Here is a 21,308-nt window from a genome sequence, read left to right as displayed (position 1 = left end):
GCACCCTGTGGCGGTGCCCCGCGCCGTCCCCGACCCCGACCAGGCCGCCGACCGGACCCCGACCCCGGAGAAGGTCGTCGCCGTCGTCGTCGCCTACGACCGCCGGGAGCTGCTCCTCGCCGGGCTCGACGCGCTCGCGGCCCAGACGCGCCGGCCGGACGTCGTGGTCGTCGTCGACAACGCCAGCGCCGACGGCTCTCCCGCCGCGGTGCGGACGTGGAGCGGCACGCACGACCTGCCGCTGGACCTCGTCGAGCTGCCCCGCAACACCGGCGGTGCGGGCGGGTTCGCCGCGGGCCTGGCCCGGGCCGTGCACCGGCACGACGCCGACGCCGTCTGGCTCATGGACGACGACACCGTCCCGCGCCCCAGTGCCCTCGCGGAGTCGCTGACGGCGTTGCGCCGCACCGGGTCCGCGCTCGTGGCCAGTCGCGTCGTGTGGACCGACGGCCGCGACCACCCCATGAACACCCCGCGCGAGCGCCCCGGTGTCGACCCCGCCGAGGCACGCGCCGCGCACGCCGCCGGCTGCACGCCCGTGCGGTCGGCGAGCTTCGTCGCGCTGCTGCTCGACGCGCAGGCCGTGCGCGAGGACGGGTTGCCGCAGGCGGCCTTCTTCCTCTGGAACGACGACTTCGAGTACACGACCCGGCTCCTGCGGCACCGTCGCGGTGTCGCCTGCGCGGCGAGCGTCGTGGAGCACCGCACGAAGGTCTTCGGCGGCGCCGACGCCGACCCGGGGGAGCGGTTCGTCCTGGAGGTCCGCAACAAGCTGTGGACGTTCACGCGCGCCCGGACCCTCGGTCCGCGCGACACCGTCCTGTACGGCGGGGCGACGGCCCGCCGCTGGGTCCGCACCCTGGCCCGCTCCCAGCGGCGCGCCGTCCTGCTGCGCGGGCTCGTCGACGGGGTGCGCCAGGGCACCGGCCGGCCCACCCCCACCGCGACCGTCCTGGCCGGGCTCGGCGAGGTGTCCGACGACGTCCTCGCCGTGGAGGCCGCGGCCGGGCGCGCCCCGCTGACGCCGACCGACCCGACGTCGGAGCTGCCGCGCTTCTCCGTCCTGCTGCCGGTGTGGGCGCGCGACGACGTGGCCCAGCTGCGCCGGGCCGTCGACAGCGTCACCGTCGAGCAGCAGCTGCGCCCCGACGAGGTGCTCGTCGTGCGCGACGGTCCCGTCCCGCCGGACCTGCAGCGCGCCCTCGACGAGCTCTCGGCCCGCCCGGAGCTGCGCGTCCTGGAGCTGCCGGCCAACGTCGGCCTGGCCCGCGCGCTCGACGAAGGGTTGCGGCACACGGCGTTCGACGTCGTGGCCCGGATGGACGCCGACGACGTCAGCCTGCCCGGCCGCTTCGCCGCGCAGCTGCCGCTCATCGCCGCGGGCGCCGACCTCGTGGGGGCGGGGTTGCTGGAGATCGGCGCCGACGAGCACGACGTCGTGGCCCGCCGGGTCCCGCCGACGGGGGCCGCGGAGATCGCCCGCTACGCCCGCTTCCACGACCCGTTCAACCACCCGACGGTCGTGTACCGGCGTTCGGCCGTGGCCGCCGCCGGCGGGTACCGGGACCTGGACCTCATGGAGGACTACTGGCTCTTCGCGCGCATGATCGCCGCGGGGGCCCGGGTCGAGAACCTGCCGGACGCGCTCGTGAAGTACCGCGTGGGAGCCTCGCCGGAGGCCGGGTCCTACGCCCGCCGCGGGGGGCTGCGGCTCTTCCGCTCCGAGCTCACCCTGCAGCGGCACCTGCGCGCCGAGGGGTTCACCACGACGGCGCAGGCCGTCCGCAACGTCGTCGTGCGCGGCGGCTACCGGTTCGTGCCCACGCGCGTGCGGACCGTCGCCTACCGCGCCCTGATCGCGAGAGGGGGGAGCCGGTGACCGCCGTCCCTGGGGCCACCGCACCGGCCCGCGTCCCCGAGGTCCGCTCGATCACGGGCCTGCGCATCGTCGCGGCCGTCTGGGTCCTGCTCTTCCACTGGAAGTTCACCCCGCTGCCGGACTGGCAGCGGGTCCGGGCGTTCCTCACCCCCGTCACCGACTCCGGGCACCTCGGCGTCGACCTCTTCTACGTGATCTCCGGCTTCGTCATCACGCTCACCTACGTGGAGAAGATGGGCCGGCGGCCCCGTCTGGGCGGCTGGCTGAGCTTCTGGTGGGCGCGCATCTGCCGCGTCTGGCCGGCGTACGCCGTCGTCGTCGTGCTCTTCGGCATCTGGCTGCTGTGGCGGCGCAGCGTCGACCCCGCGTTCTACGCCTACCAGGGCGTGCAGCCCGACCTCGGCTGGCGCAGCTGGGTCGAGCAGCTCCTGCTGGTGCAGCTGTGGCACCGTCCCGACTTCGACGGGGCGAGCTTCGTCGGTGCGACGTGGTCGGTCTCGGCCGAGATGGCCGCCTACGTCGCCTTCCCCGTCCTCGCCCTCGTCCTGTACCGGCTGAAGAAGCTGCCGTGGTGGGTGCTCGTCGCCGGGGCCGTCGCGCTCATGGCGCCGGCCGCGCTGCGCAGCTACGAGACGGGCGTCATCTACTGGGACTACAGCTGGCTGGAGCGGATCTTCACCTGCTTCGGCGCCGGTGCCCTCGTGTGCCTGGCGGTCCGCAAGCTCCAGGCCGGGCCCGTCTCGGGTCCGCGTGCCGCGCTGTGGGCCCCGCGCATCGCGTGGATCCTCGTGCTCGAGAGCGTGCTCGTCGTCGGCTGGGCCGCCGGCCGCCCCTACGACCGCTTCGCGACCGTGGCCGTCCTCTTCCCGCTGCTCGTCGGGGCGCTCGCGCTCACCGACCGCGGGCCGTCGGCGTGGCTGTCCCGGCCCTCGATCGTGCTCGGCGGGCGCATCTCCTACAGCGTCTACCTCGTCCACGTCCCGGTGTACGAGATCTTCTGGACCTTCCAGAAGACGGTGCCGCAGATCGCCCCCGGCGGACCGTGGACGAGCTTCCTCGTGCCGAACCTGCCGGTCGTCGCGATCGGGCTCGGGTGGGTCCTGTGGAGGTTCGTCGAGGAACCGGCCCGCCGCCGCCTGCGCGACCTCGGCCGCGCGCGTCGCCTGCGCCGGGACGGGGTCCGGGACGGCTACGCTGACGCCACCATGACCCATGCCGCTTCAGAGCACAGCCCTGCCCCCGAGCAGCACGCAGCGACCCGGACCGAGCGAACGAGGGTGACCGAGCAGTGAACGCAGACCTCGTCGTCGTCGGATCGGGCTTCTTCGGGCTCACCGTGGCCCGCCAGTGCGCGGAGGACCTCGGGCTGAAGGTCCTGGTCATCGACCGCCGCGACCACATCGGTGGCAACGCCTACTCCGAGGCGGAGCCGGAGACGGGGATCGAGGTGCACCGCTACGGCGCGCACCTGTTCCACACCTCCAACGAGCGGGTCTGGCAGCACGTCAACCGGTTCACGAAGTTCACGCCCTACGTGCACCGCGTGTTCTCGACGTACTCCGGCGGCGTGTATTCGATGCCGGTCAACCTGCACACGATCAACCAGTACTTCGGCAAGGCCCTCGGCCCGGCCGCCGCGCGCGCCCTCGTCGCCGAGCAGGCCGGCGAGATCGACACCGCGGCCGCCGACAACTTCGAGGACAAGGCGATCTCCCTCATCGGGCGCCCCCTCTACGAGGCGTTCTTCAAGGGCTACACGGCCAAGCAGTGGCAGACCGACCCGCGCAACCTGCCCGGGGCGACGGTCACCCGCCTGCCGGTCCGCTACAACTACGACAACCGCTACTTCAACGACACGTACGAGGGTCTGCCCGTCGACGGGTACACCGCGTGGCTGGAGCGGCTCGCCGACCACGAGAACATCGAGGTCCGCCTCGGCACCGACTTCTTCGACGCCTCCCAGGAGGTCTCGAAGGCGAACGTCACGGGCAACGTCCCGGTCGTCTACACCGGCCCGGTCGACACGTACTTCGGCGACGCCGAGGGCCAGTTGTCGTGGCGCACGCTCGACTTCGAGCAGGAGGTCCTGCCGGTCGAGGACTTCCAGGGCGTCCCGGTCATGAACTACGCCGACGAGGACGTGCCCTACACCCGGATCCACGAGTTCCGGCACTTCCACCCCGAGCGGGACTACCCCAAGGACAAGACCGTGATCATGCGGGAGTTCTCCCGCTTCGCGGTCGCCGGCGACGAGCCGTACTACCCCGTGAACACCCCCGAGGACCGGCAGAAGCTGCTGGCCTACCGGGACCTGGCGTCGCGGGAGAAGGACGTCCTGTTCGGCGGCCGGCTCGGCACGTACAAGTACCTCGACATGCACATGGCGATCGGTGCGGCCCTGTCGATGGTGGACAACAAGCTGACGCCGCACTTCAAGGACGGCGCGGCCCTCGTGGCCGGGGGAGTGGACGCATGACGACTGTGACGCACGGCACCGACCTGCACCTCGAGGGGTCCCAGGGGCTCGCACCGGACGACGGTGCGTGGCGCGAGGTCCACCGCATCGTGTTCCCGAGCGCGGCCGACATCGACGTCCTCCCGCTGTACGTCGACTTCTCGCAGTCGGAGGGGTACGCCTCGGCGGACACCGACTCGATGGAGTTCGTCAACACCGGTGTGGTGGAGTCCGACACCGAGGCCGCCGGGAACCGCCGCAGCCTCACCGTCCCGGCCGGCAAGCGGTACTCCCTCGGTTCGTACTTCAACGCGTTCCCCGCCAGCTACTGGCGCAAGTGGACCCGTGCGGAGGAGATCCGGTTCGTCGGGACGTTCTCCGGCTACGGCACGGTCACCCTCTTCAAGTCGAACGCGCGCGGGTCCCGCCAGCGCGTCACGTCCTGGCGCGTCGAGGGCGAGGCGAAGCTGTCCGAGGACCTGACGCTCGCGCCGTTCGCCGACGGCGGCTGGTACTGGATCGACGTGGCGGGTGGCGCGGAGCCGCTCACCCTCGTCGAGGCCGCGTGGAGCGCACCCGTGGCCGACCAGCCCGCGGGCAAGGCGTCCATCGGCGTCACGACGATGAACCGTCCCGACTACTGCGTGAAGACGCTCAACGCCCTCGCGGCCGACGCGTCCGTGCTCGAGGTCCTCGACGAGATCGTCATCGTCGACCAGGGCACGCAGAAGCTGCGCGAGCAGGAGGGCTACGAGGAGGTCGCGGCGCTCCTCGGCTCCAAGCTGCGCGTCATCGACCAGGCCAACCTCGGCGGGTCCGGCGGGTTCGCCCGCGGCATGTTCGAGGCCGTCCGGGGCGAGAAGTCCAAGTACGTCCTGCTCCTGGACGACGACGTGAACATCGAGCCCGAGGGCATCGTGCGCGCCGTTCAGTTCGGCGACGCCTGCCGCAAGCCGACCCTCGTCGGCGGGCACATGTTCGACATGTACGACCGCTCGGTGCTGCACACCCTGGGCGAGTCGGTGAACCTCTACCGGTTCTTCTGGGGCCCGGCGCGCGGATTGTACCACGGCCACAACCTGGCGGCCTCGAACCTGCGCCAGACGCCGTGGATGCACCGCCGCGTCGACACCGACTACAACGGCTGGTGGATGTGCCTCATCCCCGTCGAGATCGTCAAGGAGATCGGGCTCTCGCTGCCCGCCTTCATCAAGTGGGACGACGCCGAGTACGGCCTGCGCGCCATGGAGCACGGCTACTCGACGGTGTCGCTGCCGGGCGCCTGCGTCTGGCACGTGTCGTGGAACGACAAGGACGACACGATCGACTGGCAGGCCTACTACCACGAGCGCAACCGCTTCCTCGTGGCGCTGCTGTACTCCCCGTACGAGCGCGGTGGCCGGTTGTTCCGCGAGAGCAGCTACACCGACGTCAAGCACCTCATCTCGATGCAGTACTACGCGCAGACCCTGCGCAACCGGGCGCTGTCGGACCTGCTCCGCGGTCCGGGGCACCTGCACGAGACCCTCGGCACGACGCTGCCGGCGATCCGCGCGGCCCGCGCCGAGCACCCCGACGCACAGGTCGAGGCCGAACCCGACGCGTTCCCCTCGCCGACCCGCGGCAAGCCCGCCCACAAGGGCAAGGAGCCGAAGCCCCCGAAGAAGGCGACGCTGCTGCCCTGGGCCGCCCAGGCCGCGCTGCGCCAGCTCAAGCCCGTCAAGCCCGAGGCCACCGAACGTCCGGACGCGACGCTCGCCGCGGCCGACGGCAAGTGGTGGGAGCTGTCCCTCTACGACTCGGCCGTCGTCTCGATGGCCGACGGCAAGGGGGCGGTCTGGTACCGCCGCGACGCCAAGAAGTTCCGGTCGCTGCTCGCCGAGTCCGCCGACCTGCACCGCCGGATGCTCACGTCGTGGCCGCAGCTGCGCGCGGCGTACAAGGCGGCGCTGCCGGAGATCACGTCCATGGAGGCGTGGGCGGAGACGTTCGGCGTCGACCTGTCCCAGCCCGTCGACGCGCCGGCGGAGAACCGCTGACCGTGGCCGTCGACACGACTGCACCGCTGGTAGCCCCGGGCCACGGCTCGGGGCTGCTGGACGTCGTCCGGTACCGGTACCTGCTCAAGCTCCTCGTCCGCAAGGAGATGCGGGTCCGGTACCGCGGGTCCGTCATGGGCCTGCTCTGGTCGTACGTGAAGCCCGGCGTCCAGTTCGCCGTCTTCTACTTCGCGATGGGAGAGTTCCTCCGGCTCAACCAGTCGGTGCCCAACTTCGCGGTGTACCTGTTCTCCGGCATCGTCGTGATCAACTTCTACACCGAGGCGTTCGGCAACGCGACGCGCTCGGTGGTCGGCAACGCGCCGCTCATCAAGAAGATCTTCCTGCCGCGCGAGCTGTTCTCGGTGTCCTCGGCGTGGGTGGCCTCGATCCACTTCCTGCCCCAGCTGGTCGTGCTGCTCATCGCGTGCTTCGTGACGGGCTGGCGGCCGGGGCCCGTGCAGGTCCTGGCCGGGTTGCTCGGGTTCGTCATCGTCGCGGTGCTCGCCGTGGGCCTCGGGCTGCTGTTCGGCGCCGTCAACGTGCTCTACCGCGACTTCGAGAACATCGTCGACCTGCTGCTCATGGTCGTCACGTGGACCTCGCCGGTCCTCTACGACTGGCAGAAGGTCGCGGCCGCCACGGGCGGGCCGGACTCCTGGTTCATGACCCTGTACCAGCTGAACCCCGTGACCTCCGCCGTGGAGCTGTTCCACTGGGCGTTCTGGTACCCGACGGCCGGGGTGCGCGAGGCGGCGGTCCCGCCGCCGCTGCCGCCGCACCTGCTGTGGTCCGGGCTCTGGGGTCTGCTCATCGCCCTCGTCCTCCTCGCGGTGGGGCAGGTCGTGTTCCGCCGCATCGAAGGCCGTTTCGCCCAGGAGCTGTGATGAGCTTGGCTGACCAGAACACCGCACCGAACTCCTCCCAGCCGGACCGGGCCCGCACGTCGGACGTCCCCACCGCCATCGAGGTCCGGGGTCTCGTCAAGGACTTCACCCTGCGCCACAACCGCTCCCTCAAGGAGCTGGCGATGGCGAAGATCCGCAAGAAGCCGATCTCGGACAACTTCCGGGCCCTGCACGGCATCGACCTCACGGTCCACCAGGGAGAGTCGCTCGCGCTGCTCGGGTTCAACGGCTCGGGCAAGTCGACGCTGCTCAAGCTCATCTCCGGGGTCATGCGCCCGGACGAGGGCACCATCGGCGTCCGCGGGCGGATCGCCGGGCTCATCGAGGTCGGCGCGGGGTTCCACCCCGACCTCACGGGCCGCGAGAACGTCTTCCTCAACGGCGCCATCCTCGGCATGGACGAGGCCACGATCACCGAGCGGTTCGACGACATCGTCGCGTTCAGCGAGATCGAGCGCTTCATCGACACCGAGGTGAAGTTCTACTCCTCCGGGATGTTCCTGCGGCTCGCCTTCGCCGTCGCGGTGCACACCGACCCCGAGGTGTTCCTCATCGACGAGATCCTGTCGGTGGGCGACGAGCCGTTCCAGAAGAAGTGCCTGGCCCGGATCGAGGAGCTGCGCGCCGAGGGCCGCACCCTCGTCATCGTCAGCCACGACCTCGACATGGTCGCGAACCTCTGCACGCGCGGGATCCTGCTCGAGCAGGGTCGCATCGTGGCCGACGACAGCGCCGAGCGCGTCGTCGCCCGGATGCGGGGGCAGGGGTGAGCAGCGGGGTCACCGACCCGGTCCGGACGGCACCGCCGAGCCGGCCCGTCTCGCGCGTCGGTGCGCTCGTCCCCGCCCTCGGGGTCGGCGTGCTCGCGGCGGCGACGTTCGTCCTGCTGCGCACGGCCCTCGTCGACGACGCCTACATCACCCTCGCCTACGCCCGGAACCTCGCCCTGCACGGGACGTGGGGGCTGCTGTCGGACGTCCAGTCGAACACCGCGACGTCCCCGCTGTGGGTGCTCCTGCTGGGGGCGGTCACGTTCGTCGTGCGCCGGCCCGTCCTCGCGCTGGGGATCCTGCACGTCGCCGTCGCGATCGGGCTGACGCTGTCGCTGACGGCCTCCGCGCGCCGGACCCGGCTGCCCGCGTGGGTGGGTCCCGTCGCGGCCGTCGCCGTCGGGGTGAACCCGCTGCTGCTCAGCTCCGTCGGGCTGGAGTCGGCGTTCCTCGTCCTGCTGCTGTCCCTCCTGCTGCTCACCGCGGTGCAGGGACGGGCGCTGCCGTTCGGGCTCGTCGCCGGCGCGGTCTTCCTCACGCGCATGGACGCCGGTGTCGTCATCGCCGTCGTCACGCTGCTGACCCCCGCGATCCTGCGCCGGGTGTGGGTCGCCGTGCCCGCGGCCCTCGTCGTCGTGCTGCCGTGGATGGTCTGGAGCTGGTTCGTCCTCGGCTCGGCCGTCCCCGACACCGTCGTCATCAAGACGCTGCAGAAGTCGTGGGAGCAGTACGACGTCACCAACGGCGCGCAGATGTACGTCGAGGTCTACGGGCTCACGGCCGTGCTCGCGTTCCTGCCCGTCGTCCTCGGCGGGCTCGGGTGGTGCGTGCTCGCCGCGTTCGCGGCGACCGGCCGTCGCGTCGAGGGGGACGGGCCGCGGTTGTGGCCGTGGCTGGTCACCGGGATCGCGGGCGTCGCGCACTACGTCGCGCTGTCCGTGCTCGGGGTTCCGCCCTACCACTGGTACTACGCGGTGCTCATCGCCCTGTCGACGATCACGGCCGTCGCCGCGCTCGGTGTCCTGTTCCGGACGGTGGAGGTCCGGCCGGTCGGTCTCGGGGCCGCGCTCGCCGCCGTCGTCGTGCTCGTCGCGAGCGTCGGTGTCGACCTGCGCGCGGGCACCCCGTGGCGCATCGCCCCGATCCAGACGAACTGGGCCGAACCCTCGCAGTACACCCAGGTCGCCCTCGGGGTGCAGCAGGTCCTGCGCGAGCGCGGCGGTCCGCAGCACGTCACCTCACCGGGCGAGGTCGGCCACCTCGCCTACGTCTGCGACTGCGTCGTGGACTACTTCGGCGACCCCGCCCGCGTGCAGCCCATGATCGACCAGGTCGAGGCCGAGGCCTCCCCGCTCGGCAAGCGGCTGCTGGAGTGGAACTTCACCCACCGCGACACGACCGCGGCGCCGGTCCCCGTGGCGGGGGACCTCTTCCGCTTCGACCGCGGCACCGAACCCCCCGCGGCGCGCGGCCTGCCCACGTGGCCGGTCACGACGACGTGGGACATGCCCCTGTCCGACATCGTCCTGCTCCCGGCGGGTGGTCTGTGAACGCACTGCAGGAGGTGGCGCAGGTGGACCTCGCGGTCCTGCGCGCCGTCCAGGAGAAGGTCGCCTTCCCGGGCGCCGTCCCCGTCGCGACGGGTCTGTCGCACGCGGGCGAGCACGCCGCGGCGTGGATCGGCCTCGGCGCGCTGGGGTTCCTCGTGGACACCCGCCGCCGACGGGAGTGGTTCGTCGCGACGACGGCCGTCGTCGCCGCGCACGGGGCGTCCGTCGTCCTCAAGCGCGTCGCGCGCCGGCACCGCCCGCTGGACCACCACGTCCAGGTGCGCGTCGGCACCCCCAGCCGCTGGAGCATGCCCAGTTCGCACGCCACCTCCACGACGGCCGCGGCGATCGCCTTCGCGCCCCTGCTGCCCGTCCCGACGTGGCCGCTCGTGCCCGCGATGATGGCCTCCCGCCTCGTCCTCGGGGTGCACTACCCGAGCGACGTCACCGCGGGAGCCCTGCTGGGGGCGGTCACCGTGCGAGCCGTCCGGTCGCTCGCGGAGCGGTCCCGGTGAGCGTGACCGAGACGCCCTCCTCCGTCCTGCCCGCGTGGCTGCGGGCCATGCGCCCGCGGCAGTGGGTCAAGAACGTCCTCGTCCTGGCCCCGGTGTTCCCGGCCGGGTCGCAGGTCGGGCTGCACACCTTCACGGGTGTCGGTGTGGCGTTCGTGCTGTTCTGCCTCGTCTCCAGCGCCGTCTACCTCATCAACGACGCCAAGGACGTGGAGGCCGACCGCGCGCACCCGCGCAAGCGGTTCCGGCCCATCGCCGCGGGGGAGCTCGACGCCCGCACGGCGGTCGTCCTCGCCGTCGTGCTCGCCGCCGTGGCCCTCGTCGGCGGTGTGCTGTGGCAGCCCATGCTGGGCGTCGTCCTCGCCGTCTACTTCGCGATCCAGCTCGCCTACTGCTTCGGCGTCAAGCACGAACCCGTCCTGGAACTGGCCTGCGTCGCGTCGGGGTTCCTGCTGCGGATGCTCGCCGGCGGGACCGCGGGGGACATCCCGCTGTCGGGGTGGTTCCTGCTGACCACCGCGTTCGGGTCGCTGTTCATGGCGGCCGGCAAGCGCTACGGCGAGGCGCGCCGCGGGGAGCTGACCGGCGAACCCGTCCGCCGCGTCGTGCAGAAGTACACGACGACGTACCTGCGGTTCGTGTGGACGCTCGCCGCGACCGTCGTCGTCACCACCTACGCGCTGTGGGCCGTCGAGGTCCTCGTGCCGCAGTCGGGCACGCAGCTCGCGACGTTGTCGGTCGTGCCGTTCATCCTCGCCGTCCTGCGCTACGCGATCGACGTCGACAAGGGCAACGCCGAGGAACCCGAGGAGATCGCCCTGCACGACAAGGTCCTGCTCGTGCTGGCCCTGGCCTGGTGCGGGTCCCTGCTGCTGGCGGTGTGGCTGTGATCCGCGCCGTCACGCAGCACCACCGCTTCGGCGAGGTCGTCCGGTTCCTCGTCTCCGGCGGCATCGCCTACCTCGCCGACCTCCTCGTCTTCAACGTGCTGCTGTTCTCCGGGGTCGGGTCGGCGTTGTCGAAGGTCGTCTCCAGCGTCATCGCGATCTTCATCGCGTTCCTCGGTTCGCGGTACTACACGTGGCGCGACCGCCGCAGCGCGCACCCGGGCCGGGAGTACGCGCTGTTCTTCCTCTTCTCCGCCATCGCGGCGGGGTTGCAGCTGGTCTGCCTGGTCATCACGCACTACGGGTTCGGCTGGACGTCGGCGCTGGCGGACAACCTGTCCGGCAACGTCGTCGGGATGGCCATCGCCATGGTGTTCCGCTTCCTGACGTTCCGGACGTACGTCTTCCCGGACCGGTCCGCCTCACGTGCCTGACCGCCGGTTCTGGCTGCCCGCCGCGGTGGGCGCCGTCCTCGCGGTGGGGCTCGTCCTGTCCGGGCTCGGGCAGGAGGCGTGGCAGCGCGGGTACGACCTCGCCGTCTACCGGGACGGGGCGCGCGACCTGCTCGCCGGCCGGGACCTGTACCTGCGCGAGACGTACCGCGGGCACTGGTTCGTCTACCCGCCGTTCGCGGCCGTGCTGTTCCTGCCGCTGGTGCTGCTGCCCGCCTCCCTCGACCTCGTCGTGTGGGACGCCGCGCTCCTCGCGGTGACGGGATGGGCGTGCTGGAAGGTGTTCCGCTCGGTGGCGACGGGGTGGTTCGTCGGCCTCGGCACGGTGTTCGTCCTGCTGAGCGACCCGTTCCGCGAGGCCCTCGTGCTGGGGCAGGTCAGCCCCCTCGTCGTCGTCGGTCTCGTCGTCGGCTGCCTCTACGGCGGGCGCGGAGGAGCGGTGCTCGCCGGGTTGTCGGGAGCCGTGAAGGTGACGCCCGCCCTCGTCGTCGCCGCGTTCGTCAACCGGCGTGCGCGCTGGTGGTTCGCCTCCGCGGTCGCCGTCGTCGGTCTCGTCGCGACCGTCCTCGGGGTGCTCGTGGCGCCGGGGTCGGCGGGGTCCTACTTCGGTTCGCTCGTGTGGGACTCCTCCCGCGTCGCGGCCCCCGGCACGACGACGAACAACTCCCTCGCCGGGGCCTTCGCGCACGCCGGGCTGTCGTCGTCGACGAGTTCGACGCTGGGCCTCGTCCTGTCCGTCCCGCTGCTCGTGCTCGTCGTCGTGGTGGCGTACCGGGCCGACTGGCTGGAGCGGCAGGACCGGCTGCGGTTCGGCCTGCTCGTCTCCCTCGTGACGTGCCTCGTCTCGCCCGTGACCTGGTCGCACCACGCCCTCGCCGCGCCGGTCGCCGCCGTCGCGCTGCTGGCCTGGGGCCGGTTCCGCGTGCTCGTCGTGCTCGCCGGGATCCCGTGGCTGCTGCCCGTGCTGCACTGGGGCACGCTCGCCGCCGAGACGCGCCCGCTGTCGCTGCTCGTCCTCGTCGCGCTCCTCGCCCTCACGCCGCGGGGCGGCCCTGCGCGTGGACGTCCCGCGGGGGGTGGGCTCGTTGTCCAGCGCTAGCGCGCTGGCTCCAGCATCCGGCTCGTAGGGGACGGGCGTCAGACGCGGGCGACCTTCCCGGTGGCCGAGCTGAAGCTCAGCGTGCCGCCCTGGAACGTCTGCGTGAGCGTCGAGCCGTTCCAGGCCTCGTCGCCGGTCGGCAGGCCGAGGGACCCGTTCTCCCAGCCCTGTGCGGCCCACGCGTCGTAGACGGCGCCGCGGACGGCGTGGGCACCGGTCGAGGGGCTCCAGTAGATCGCTCCGCCCTGGAAGCGGGTGAAGAACCCGCGGCCGTTCGGCAGGACGGCGTCGCTCGTCACGGGGAACCCGAGACCGCCCGTCTCCCAGCCGAGAGAGGCCCACTCCTGAAGGATCGCACCGCGGACGGCGTGGGCGCCGGCGAACGGCGTCCAGTAGATCGACCCGCCCTGGAACTTCGTGTACCAGCCGACCCCGTTGGGGGTGGGGGCGTCGGAGGTGGTCGGGAAGCCCATGCCGTTCTCCCAGCCCAGGCGGGCCCACTCCGAGCGGATGGCGCCGCGGACGGCGTGCGCGCCGGTCGCGGGGGACCAGTACACCGAACCGCCCTGGAAGTGGTTGTAGTAGCCCGCGCCGTTGGGGGTGCGGCTGTCGCCGGTGGTCGGGAACCCGAGGCCGTTCTCCCAGCCCAGGCGCGCCCACTCCGAGCGGATGGCGCCGCGGACGTCGTACGCCCCGGCGGCCGAGGCGTAGATCGAGCCGCCCGCGAAGTGCTGGAAGGACCCGAGCCCGTTCGGCGTCGCGAGTTCCGCGCTCGTCGCGCCGCCGAGCGGACCGCCGCCGCCGCCGAGCGCGGAGTACCGCTGCTGCACGGCGCTGACGACGGAGAAGTAGTCCGAGCGCAACCCGGCGAGCTGACGGATGCGGGTGCCCGTGAGGGTCGTCGTGCCGTTCGTGCACAGCAGCTTCGCGGTCGTGACCCGGCCGCCGTAGTCACCGCGGCCGTCGCGGCCGGTGATGACGAGGCCGGTCGCCGACCCGGCGTTGCCGCACGCGGCGTCGAACGCCGTCGCCGGGACGGTGGCCGACCAGTCGGCGACGCTGGACCCGGCGGCGGCCCCCGGGCCGGAGAACGGGTCCGCGCGGGCGACGAGGTACGGCTTGGACCCGTTGACGGTCCACCCGCCGTTGGAGGAGGAGAACTGCGTGAAGGCGACCTGCCCGCCGTAGGACCGGGTCTCCCCGGCCGTGGCGGCGATCGCTGCGTCCGTCGAGGCGGGCGTCGTCCAGGTCGTCGCGCCGTTGCGGTCGCGCAGTTCGGACCCGCGGTACACCTGGCAGGCCGTGGTGTCGCAGATGTCGGTCTGGGACTGCGGGTTCAGGACCGACATCGCGTAGCTGCGGGCGGCGACGGCCTGGGCCTTGAGCGCCTCGGGGGCGAACGACGACGGGGACTCGGCGGGCACGACGCCGCGCAGGTACGTCTCGAGCGGGACGTCGTTGACGACGGTGAGGTTCGAGCCCGTGACGATGCGGATGGTGCCGTCGTAGCGGACGAAGGTGCCGTCGCCCTTCTGCAGCAGGACGCCGTCGGGGCCGCTGATGCTCACCGTGCCGCCCCACGTCTCCTTCCACCCGCCGTTCGCGGCGTTGCCGGAACCGACGGTGGCGGACAGGCCGTTGCCGGCCGGGGCGACGACGAGGCGCTGGCCGGGGCCGAGCTTCTGGCCGCTCGTGGACAGCGTGAGCTGGGCCGAGGTCGGGGCGGAGATCGCCACGGCCGCGTTGGCGAACGACGTGAGACCGACGCGCAGGGTGCGGTTCGCCTGGTTCCCCACCGCGGTGCCGGGGTAGTAGAAGTCGAGGATCGTCCGGTACCCCTGGCCCGACAGGGCGCGGGACTGCGCGCCCCACTGCGACATCCCGATGCCGTGGCCGAACCCGTGCCCGACGACGGCGAAGGCGCCCCCGACCGCGGGCCGGACCTCGTCGGCCTGGGCGGGCAGCGTCGTGAGGGTCGCGAGGGTTCCCGTGGCGGTGAGCGCGACGGCCGTCGCGGCCAGGGCCCGGGTCAGGCGACGGGTTCGAATGCGCACGGTGTCCTCCGGGGTTTCGTGGATCAGTTGCCGGTGTAGCTGGTCGAGGTGGTGCGGCGGGCGGCGTCCCAGGTGACGGAACCGCCCTGGAAGTCGACGCGCAGACCGCCCGGGACGGGGTACTCGTCGCGGGTCGGGAACCCCAGACGGCCGTTCTCCCAGCCCTGCCGGGCCCAGGCGTCGCGCAACGCGCCGCGGACGGCGTGCGCACCGGTGGCCGCGGACCAGTAGACCGAGCCGCCCTCGAAGTGGGTGTAGTACCCCGATCCCCGCGGGGTGCGCGTGTCACCGGAGACGGGGAACCCCAGGCCGTTCTCCCAGCCGAGCTGGGCCCACCGGTCGCGGATCGCACCGCGCACCTCGAAGGACCCGGTCGCCGGGGAGGAGTAGATCGACCCGAACTGGAAGTGGTTGTACGCGCCCGTGCGGCGGGGCGTGCGCAGTTCGTCGGTCAGCGGGACGCCGAGGGTGCCGACGCCGCCGACGCGGTCGAACCGCGCACGGATGCCGCCGTGCACCTCGCGCACCGGGGTGGTGGGGGAGGAGTAGACGGTGCCGTAGTGGTAGTCCTTGCGGGCGACCCCGCCGGCCGCTGTGGTGCGGCGGCCGCCGACGTCGCCGCCGAGCACGGAGCGTTCGGCGCCCAGGGCGATCCAGTGCGCGCGCAACGGGTCCGTCGTCCCCGTCCACCAGGACGTCTCGCGCGCGGCGCCCGAGAACGTCAGCGAGAGGTGGATGTGGTTCGTGTGCGGGTCGGGGCCGGTGTACGGCTGCCACCCGGCGGCCGCGTCGTACGTCTTCCACACGCGCTTGTTCCAGATGACGTACATGACGCCGAGCCGACGCGCGTTCGCGGCGACGTTCCCGCCGGAGTCGGTGGCCAGCAACCAGGTGAGGAACTCCCCGGCGAGCGCGGCCTGGGCGGGGTCGGTCGACTCCAGCATCCAGTCCACGGCGCGGCCGTCGGAGTGCTCGGAGACCGGGACACCGCTGGCGGGGCACTCACGGGCGGTCCCGATCGTCTGCTTGCCGTACGCGTCACGCAGCAGCTGGGCCACCGCCAGGGTCCCGGGCTGCGGTGGCGCGCAGGTGATCGGGGCCTGGTAGCGGGGGACGGCGTCGACGTCCGCGGGCAGTCCGCCGGGAACCCGGGGGGCTGACTGGGCCGGCAGGCCCGTGGCCAGGAGCGCTCCGGCGACGAGGACGGAGAGTCCCGCGCGCACCCCCACCCCGGTCCGGGCCGGCCGTCGACGCCTCACGTCACTTCTTCTTCACGGTGATCTTGCCGGTGGACCGGGTCCAGGTGAGGGTTCCACCCTCGAACTCGATGCGCGTCCCGCCGTCGATCGAGACCTCGTCCTTCGTGGGGAACCCGAGGAAGGAGTTCTCCCAGCCCAGGGAGGCCCAGGTGTCGCGGAACGCGCCGGTGACGGCGTGCGCACCGGTCGAGGGCGACCAGTACACCGACCCCTTCTGGAAGTGGTTGTAGTACCCCTTGCCGTTCGGGGTGGGGGTGTCGTCGACGGTGGGGAAACCCAGCCCGTACTCCCAGCCGAGCGCCGCCCAGCGGTCGCGGATGGCGCCCGTCGTCCAGTGCGCGCCGGTGGCGGGGGAGTAGTAGATCGAGCCGCCCTGGAAGTGCGTGAAGAACCCGCCCTTCGCGGCGCTGTCCCCGGTGACGGGGAAACCGGCGGGGCCGCCCTCCCAGCCCATGGCCGCCCACTTCTGCCGGATCGCGCCGCGGACCTCGTGGGCGCCGGTGGCCGGGGACCAGTAGATCGACCCGCCCTGGAAGTGGTTGTAGAACCCGCCCTTGGCCGGGGAGTCGTCGGTCGTGGGGAAGCCCAGGCCGTTCTCCCAGCCGAGCTGGCCCCACAGCTGCAGGATCGCGCCGCGGACGGTGTGGGCGCCGGTGGCCTTGGACCAGTAGATCGCGCCGCCGGAGTAGAACCGGTACGACCCGGCGCCGTTCGGGGTGTCGTTCTCGTCGGTCGTCGGGCCACCGAGGTTGCCCGCACCGCCGAGGGCGGCGTACTTCGCGGCGATCGCCGTGATGGTCGCCCCGCCGAGGAGGTCGCCGACGCGGTCGCGGATGGAGTCCATCTTCGTGAAGCCGACGTTGCCCGGGCAGGCGGTGTAGCCGACGTCGCGGTGCGCGTTGATCGTGCGCAGCTTGACGGTGGTGCCGGGGGAGTACTTCGCGGTGCCGCCACCGGCGGAGGTCAGGTAGGCGACGCCGTCGGCGGGCAGGCCGTACATCGACAGCTTCCACGCGATGACCTGCGCGACGGATTCGAGGCAGGCGGCGCTCGGAGCGATGGAGGTGAAGTCGCCCATCATCGACACACCGAAGGTGTCGGAGTTGAAACCCCCGGCGTGGGCGCCGACGACGGGCAGCGTGATCCCGCCCGCGCGTCCCTCCCAGATCCCGCCGAAGCGGTCGACGACGAAGTTGTAGCCGAGGTCGGACCAGCCGAGGGAGACGGTGTGGTACCGGTACATGCCGCGGATCACCGAGGGAACCTCGGACTGGCTGTACGTCCCGCCGTCGGCGGTGTGGTGGACGACGCAGGCCTTGATCGTGTCGCTGTAGCCGACGCCGCCCTTGCGCAGGGACTCGTCGGCGCCCCACTGCGCGCGGGTCCTGATGGTCGGCTGCGGCAGGACCTTGGGGGAGGCCTTGGTGTCGAGCAGCTGGGCGCTGCGGTCGGCCGCAGTGCCGGAGGGCGTCGTGCTGGACAGCGTCGTGCGGGCCAGGGCCGAGGCCTCGCCGGCGTCGACGAGCTGCAGGTGCGCGTCGGCCACGTCGGTCTTCGGCAACCGGACCTGGACGGTCGCGCCGGCGCCGAGCGCGCCGACCCACATCGGGTCCGACGCCGTGACGGAGCGGCGGCCCTCGGCGGTGTCGGGGTCGGGCTCGGAGTCGTTGAGGGGCAGGTCGCTCCACGCGGTCCACGCGCCGCCGGCCTGGCGGACGCGGACGGAGATCGTGTCGGTGGAGGCGCCGGAGGGGAACGTGACCCCGACCATGTGGCCGCCGTCGACGTCGACGCTCACGACCGTCAGCCCGGCGCCGGCCGCGTCGGCCGACAGCAGCGAGGCCGAGCGCTGGGCGCCGAGGGCGAAGGCGCGGGTCGAGCCGGTGACCTGCAGGGCGGAGGGGGTGAGGGCGCTGGCCGAGCTGGTCCCGCCGGCGAGGGAGGCGCCGACGATGCCGGTGCCGACGGCACCCGTCAGCAGGGCGCGGCGGGACAGGGGGGTCTGGACGGACCGCATCGGGCTCGTTCCTCTCTGGCGGGGGCGGTGCTCACTGCCGGTGCTCACTGCGTGTGGTGACACACCCACACGGGCGAACGCTCGGCCTCGGCATCGGCGCGTCGACTCCCGACCTTGAGCGTGTCGCTCCCGGACTGTGCCCGGTTCGTCACGCAAAGTAGGGGACGATGCCTGTGGTGTACAAGGTGCTGGAGTGGACAACCTCGTAACACCTCTGTGGTCACTCGTTCACTCTACGTCACAATCGGCGCACGGGTCCCAGACCTGAAGGGTCGATCCGGCACCGGTTCTCCCCAGGAACCACACAGCCCCCCGGGCCCGCAGGGGGCTCGGAGGGCTGGTGGAGGAGCAGTCCAGACGTGGTCCAGGGCATTCCCAGCCTTCGGTCGGGTGACGGCTGGATGAGGTGCACGTCACTCTCGGTGACTGACCGTACGAGGGTCAGCGCGCCCGCACGACGACGTCAGCGTGCCCGCACGACCCCCAGCTGGGACCCGCCGAACCCCGGGAAGATCGTCCCCAGCGACCCGGCGCCGCACCGCTTCTGCAGGACCTCACCGATGACGCTGCGGTAGTCCGTCGTCCCGGCCAGGTCGCCGTCGACGAGGCGGTCGGCGCTCAGCCCCGGCCACACACCGTGCACACGGCCGCCGACGACGCCGCCGCCGAGCAGCAGGACCGCGTTGCCGTTGCCGTGGTCGAGGCCGCCCGAGGCGTTCTCCCCGACGCGGCGGCCGAACTCCGACAGCGTCACGAGCGTCGTCGACCCGAAGGCCGTGCCGAGGTCCGTGGCGAACGCGGCCAGCGCCGAGGACAGCTCGGTGAGCTTCTCGCGCATCCAGCCGCCGTCGACCCGGCCCAGACCCGCGTGCATGTCCCAGTCGCCGGAGTCCAGCGCGATGACCTGCACCGGAGCCCCCGACTTCTTCAGGACGGCGGCCTGCGCGAGCGCCCGGCCGAGGTCGGAGTCGGGGTAGGCCGCGCCGTTCGCGGGCCCCGCGGTCCGGCCCTGCAGCTTGGCCACGTCCTCCATGGCGCTCAGCAGCGTCGTGGCGGGTGCGGCGACCTCGGGACGGGCGCCCGTGTGCATGCGGCGCAGCGCGGCGTGCCAGGTCGGCCGGTCGTCGCCGGGGCCGATGAGGCTGAACCCGTCCAGCGACGTCATGGTCGTCTTCGCAGCCGGCCCGGCGAAGGAGCGCGGCTGCTGGTTGGAGATGCCGACGGCACCCAGCACCGACCCGGTGCCGAGCGAGCCGATCGTCCGGTCGATCCAGCCGGTGCGCACCGAGCTGCCCGGGGCGGCCGTCTCCATCCGCTCCATGGCGGCGAAGTGCGAGCGGGTGGGGTCGGTCTGCCCCACGGCGTGCACGACGCCGAACGTCCCGTTCCGCCAGAACGGCATGAGCGGGGCCATCGCCGGGTGCAGGCCGAACATCGGGTCCAGGCCCAGCAGCGTCGAGCGGGGGACGGCGATGCTCGGACGGGCCGCGTAGTAGGCGCCGTCGCCGCCGGGCACGACCGCGGACAGGCCGTCGAAACCGCCGTGCAGGGACAGGACGACGAGCGTCTCGCCGTTCCAGCCGGGGGCGGCGAACGACACCTGGGTGGAGACGTCGCCGACGGTGTAGGTCGTGAGGCCGGTGGCGGCGGCCGCGAGGGCCGCGCGCAGGATGGTCCGGCGCGAGGTGAGGCGGGACCCCTCCTCGCAGCCGCAGCGCGGGTCGTTCGCCGTTCCGGTGGTGCTTCGGGTGCTCACGGGGCTCCTCAGCGGATCGTGAAGGACGGGGAGTCGAGGGTGAGGGCGACGAGGTAGCGCAGGTTGTTCTGCACCCACCGGTCCCCGGACGAGCAGGGCGAACCCTCCGAGCGGCCCGCGTACTGGAGCAGACCGGCCTTCTCGTCGGCGCTGGGCCGGCTGCCGGTGAGCCGCACGCCGAGGGCGTCGACGAGGGCGCCGAAGGTCGAGGGGATGCTCGGCAGCAGCTGCGGGGCCGGGGTGAACCGCAGCTCCGGCGGGTACCAGCCGGCGGCGAAGTCCATGTGCCGGTTCCAGCGCGACAGCGTCCCGCTGGGGGACGTCCACGCGGCGGCGACGTCGGGGTAGCCGTTGGGTGCCGGCCACGCCATCGGCGCGTGCCCCTGGTCGAGCACGTGCCAGTAGATCTTGGTGATCCCGCCGACGCCGCTGGACTCCATGCCGGTGCCCAGGGTGCGCAGCGTGGCGACGTAGTCCTCCTGGGGCGTGCGGACCTTCTGCCCCGCCGAGGCCCAGAAGTGGGCGGAGTCGAACATGGTCCGCAGCACCGGGACGACCTGGCCGCCCGTCTGGACCCACGTGCGGGCCATCGCGTCCAGCAGCGCGGCGGGCGGGGTGTCGGAGACGAACCGCGTCGCGAGCTTGGTGGACAGCCGCCGGGCCGTGACGGGGTGGACGGCCAGCCAGCGCAGGTAGGCGTCGATCCAGCCGTTGCCGTCCCCGGCCGCGTGCGGGGGGACGCCGAACCCGAAGACGGACCGGCCCCCGCCGTCGTGCCGACCGGCGTCGTAGACGCCGCCGCCGTCGGGGCCGATGGTCAGACCCGTCAGCAGCCGCGCGGAGTTCTTCACGTCGGCCTCGGAGTACCCCGCCTCGACGCCGAGGGTGTGCAGCTCCAGCAGCTCGCGGCCGTAGTTCTCGTTCGGCTGGGCGGCCGTGGAGCTGGCGTTGTCGAGGTAGGTCAGCATCGCGGGGTGGCGCGCCGAGGCCACGAGCATGTCGGGGAAGCTGCCGAACGCGTGGCGGCGCACGACGGTGCGGTCGTAGTCCTGCCGGCTGTACCAGACGTCCGAGCTCGGGCACGTGACGTGCAGGACGTTGTTCCAGACGTCCACGACGACCTCGAACAGCTGCCGGCTGCTCCAGACCTGCCGGGCCAGCGTCATCCGGCCCGTCTCGAACATGGCGTTCCACTCCGTCGCGGCGTACCCGCCGGAGTAGAGCTGCTGGCACGAGCGACCGTAGAACGTCATGCGGCCCGCGAAGGCGTCGAGCGCCCCGTCGTCGATCGCGCCGGGGTTCAGCTGGCGGTCCAGCCACGCCGCGGTCCCGAGCCGGGCCACCTCGGCGAGGGAGTCCGGCGTGGGCCCCCACGTCGCGCGGCGCAGGAGGTGCAGCTGGTCGGCGGGGCTCTCGTGCGCGAACGGGGCGGGTGCCGCCTGGCGGCGACCGCGCGTGACGAGGGGCGAGGTGGGCACGGCCACTTCTCGACAGGGGATCTTCGAAGCTTGAGCCGGGTGGGTGACGTCCCCACCCCCTCCGCGACCGCCCCCTCAGCTCACCCCCACCCGACCCCGCGCGGAAAACACCCTTTCCGCCCTCGGAACACGTGTTCCGAGGGCCTCGCCGCGGGCGAGGGACCGGACGCCGAGCTGCGCCGCCGCGCCGCGG

At 72.6% G+C, this 21,308-nt stretch carries 16 protein-coding genes; 11 read left to right on the top strand and 5 right to left on the bottom strand.

What is annotated here, in order from left to right; all coding sequences use genetic code 11:
• Nucleotides 1-13 precede the first annotated feature (13 nt).
• From AB0637_RS15505 to AB0637_RS15455, 11 genes are read left to right on the top strand one after another with little or no spacing between them, the layout of a single operon-like run.
• Entirely contained in the window at nt 14-1,879 is a 1,866-nt protein-coding gene (locus AB0637_RS15505; RefSeq protein WP_366173346.1) for a glycosyltransferase, read from the top strand.
• The gene (locus AB0637_RS15500; protein ID WP_366173345.1) at nt 1,876-3,171 is read left to right on the top strand and encodes an acyltransferase; all 1,296 of its coding nucleotides are present in this window, start codon (nt 1,876-1,878) and stop codon (nt 3,169-3,171) included. Before AB0637_RS15505 ends, AB0637_RS15500 begins: the two co-directional genes overlap by 4 nt.
• The gene (gene glf, locus AB0637_RS15495; protein WP_366173344.1) at nt 3,168-4,355 is read left to right on the top strand and encodes a UDP-galactopyranose mutase; all 1,188 of its coding nucleotides are present in this window, start codon (nt 3,168-3,170) and stop codon (nt 4,353-4,355) included. The genes AB0637_RS15500 and glf overlap by 4 nt, the downstream gene beginning before the upstream one ends.
• Nucleotides 4,352-6,373, top strand: coding sequence for a glycosyltransferase (locus tag AB0637_RS15490; RefSeq protein ID WP_366173343.1), 2,022 nt, complete (start codon nt 4,352-4,354; stop codon nt 6,371-6,373). Before glf ends, AB0637_RS15490 begins: the two co-directional genes overlap by 4 nt.
• Nucleotides 6,374-6,375: 2 nt before the next feature.
• Nucleotides 6,376-7,260, top strand: a complete 885-nt coding sequence (locus tag AB0637_RS15485; protein WP_366173342.1) for an ABC transporter permease — start codon at nt 6,376-6,378, stop codon at nt 7,258-7,260.
• Nucleotides 7,260-8,051 (top strand): ABC transporter ATP-binding protein, encoded by a 792-nt coding sequence (locus tag AB0637_RS15480; protein ID WP_366173341.1) that lies wholly within the window; start codon nt 7,260-7,262, stop codon nt 8,049-8,051. Before AB0637_RS15485 ends, AB0637_RS15480 begins: the two co-directional genes overlap by 1 nt.
• Nucleotides 8,048-9,601: a hypothetical protein gene (locus tag AB0637_RS15475; RefSeq protein WP_366173340.1), complete on the top strand. Its 1,554-nt coding sequence runs from the start codon at nt 8,048-8,050 to the stop codon at nt 9,599-9,601. The genes AB0637_RS15480 and AB0637_RS15475 overlap by 4 nt, the downstream gene beginning before the upstream one ends.
• A complete protein-coding gene (locus AB0637_RS15470; RefSeq protein WP_366173339.1) occupies nt 9,598-10,116 on the top strand; it encodes a phosphatase PAP2 family protein in 519 nt (172 codons plus the stop codon). The genes AB0637_RS15475 and AB0637_RS15470 overlap by 4 nt, the downstream gene beginning before the upstream one ends.
• 47 nt (nt 10,117-10,163) lie before the next feature.
• A complete protein-coding gene (locus AB0637_RS15465; protein ID WP_366173414.1) occupies nt 10,164-11,003 on the top strand; it encodes a decaprenyl-phosphate phosphoribosyltransferase in 840 nt (279 codons plus the stop codon).
• Nucleotides 11,000-11,434 (top strand): GtrA family protein, encoded by a 435-nt coding sequence (locus AB0637_RS15460; protein ID WP_366173338.1) that lies wholly within the window; start codon nt 11,000-11,002, stop codon nt 11,432-11,434. Before AB0637_RS15465 ends, AB0637_RS15460 begins: the two co-directional genes overlap by 4 nt.
• On the top strand, nt 11,427-12,551 hold the full coding sequence (locus AB0637_RS15455; protein WP_366173337.1) for a glycosyltransferase family 87 protein: 1,125 nt from the start codon (nt 11,427-11,429) through the stop codon (nt 12,549-12,551). Before AB0637_RS15460 ends, AB0637_RS15455 begins: the two co-directional genes overlap by 8 nt.
• 38 nt (nt 12,552-12,589) lie before the next feature.
• Here AB0637_RS15455 and AB0637_RS15450 read toward each other — a convergent pair whose 3' ends face one another.
• From AB0637_RS15450 to AB0637_RS15430, 5 genes are all read right to left on the bottom strand, one after another.
• Nucleotides 12,590-14,605 (bottom strand): SpoIID/LytB domain-containing protein, encoded by a 2,016-nt coding sequence (locus AB0637_RS15450; RefSeq protein WP_366173336.1) that lies wholly within the window; start codon nt 14,603-14,605, stop codon nt 12,590-12,592.
• Between the two features lie 23 nt (nt 14,606-14,628).
• Nucleotides 14,629-15,864 carry a hypothetical protein gene (locus tag AB0637_RS15445; RefSeq protein WP_366173335.1) on the bottom strand — a complete coding sequence of 412 codons (1,236 nt, stop codon included), beginning with the start codon at nt 15,862-15,864 and terminating at the stop codon, nt 14,629-14,631.
• 1 nt (nt 15,865) lies between these two features.
• The gene (locus tag AB0637_RS15440) at nt 15,866-17,881 is read right to left on the bottom strand and encodes an N-acetylmuramoyl-L-alanine amidase (RefSeq protein WP_366173334.1); all 2,016 of its coding nucleotides are present in this window, start codon (nt 17,879-17,881) and stop codon (nt 15,866-15,868) included.
• Between the two features lie 463 nt (nt 17,882-18,344).
• A complete protein-coding gene (locus AB0637_RS15435; RefSeq protein ID WP_366173333.1) occupies nt 18,345-19,637 on the bottom strand; it encodes a DUF1501 domain-containing protein in 1,293 nt (430 codons plus the stop codon).
• 8 nt (nt 19,638-19,645) lie between these two features.
• The gene (locus AB0637_RS15430) at nt 19,646-21,115 is read right to left on the bottom strand and encodes a DUF1800 domain-containing protein (RefSeq protein ID WP_366173332.1); all 1,470 of its coding nucleotides are present in this window, start codon (nt 21,113-21,115) and stop codon (nt 19,646-19,648) included.
• Nucleotides 21,116-21,308 lie beyond the last annotated feature (193 nt).

Source organism: Kineococcus sp. NPDC059986, assembly GCF_040702905.1.
Lineage (GTDB): Bacteria > Actinomycetota > Actinomycetes > Actinomycetales > Kineococcaceae > Kineococcus.
The sequence above is the reverse complement of the archived record's forward strand: the minus strand, read 5'-3'. Positions and strand labels throughout refer to the sequence as shown.

Excerpts from the sequence above, each read along its gene's own strand:
- AB0637_RS15490 (WP_366173343.1), top strand. The coding sequence starts at position 4,352 with ATGACGACTGTGACGCACGGCACCGACCTGCACCTCGAGGGGTCCCAG.
- AB0637_RS15480 (WP_366173341.1), top strand. The coding sequence starts at position 7,260 with ATGAGCTTGGCTGACCAGAACACCGCACCGAACTCCTCCCAGCCGGAC.
- AB0637_RS15465 (WP_366173414.1), top strand. The coding sequence starts at position 10,164 with ATGCGCCCGCGGCAGTGGGTCAAGAACGTCCTCGTCCTGGCCCCGGTG.
- AB0637_RS15440 (WP_366173334.1), bottom strand. The coding sequence starts at position 17,881 with ATGCGGTCCGTCCAGACCCCCCTGTCCCGCCGCGCCCTGCTGACGGGT.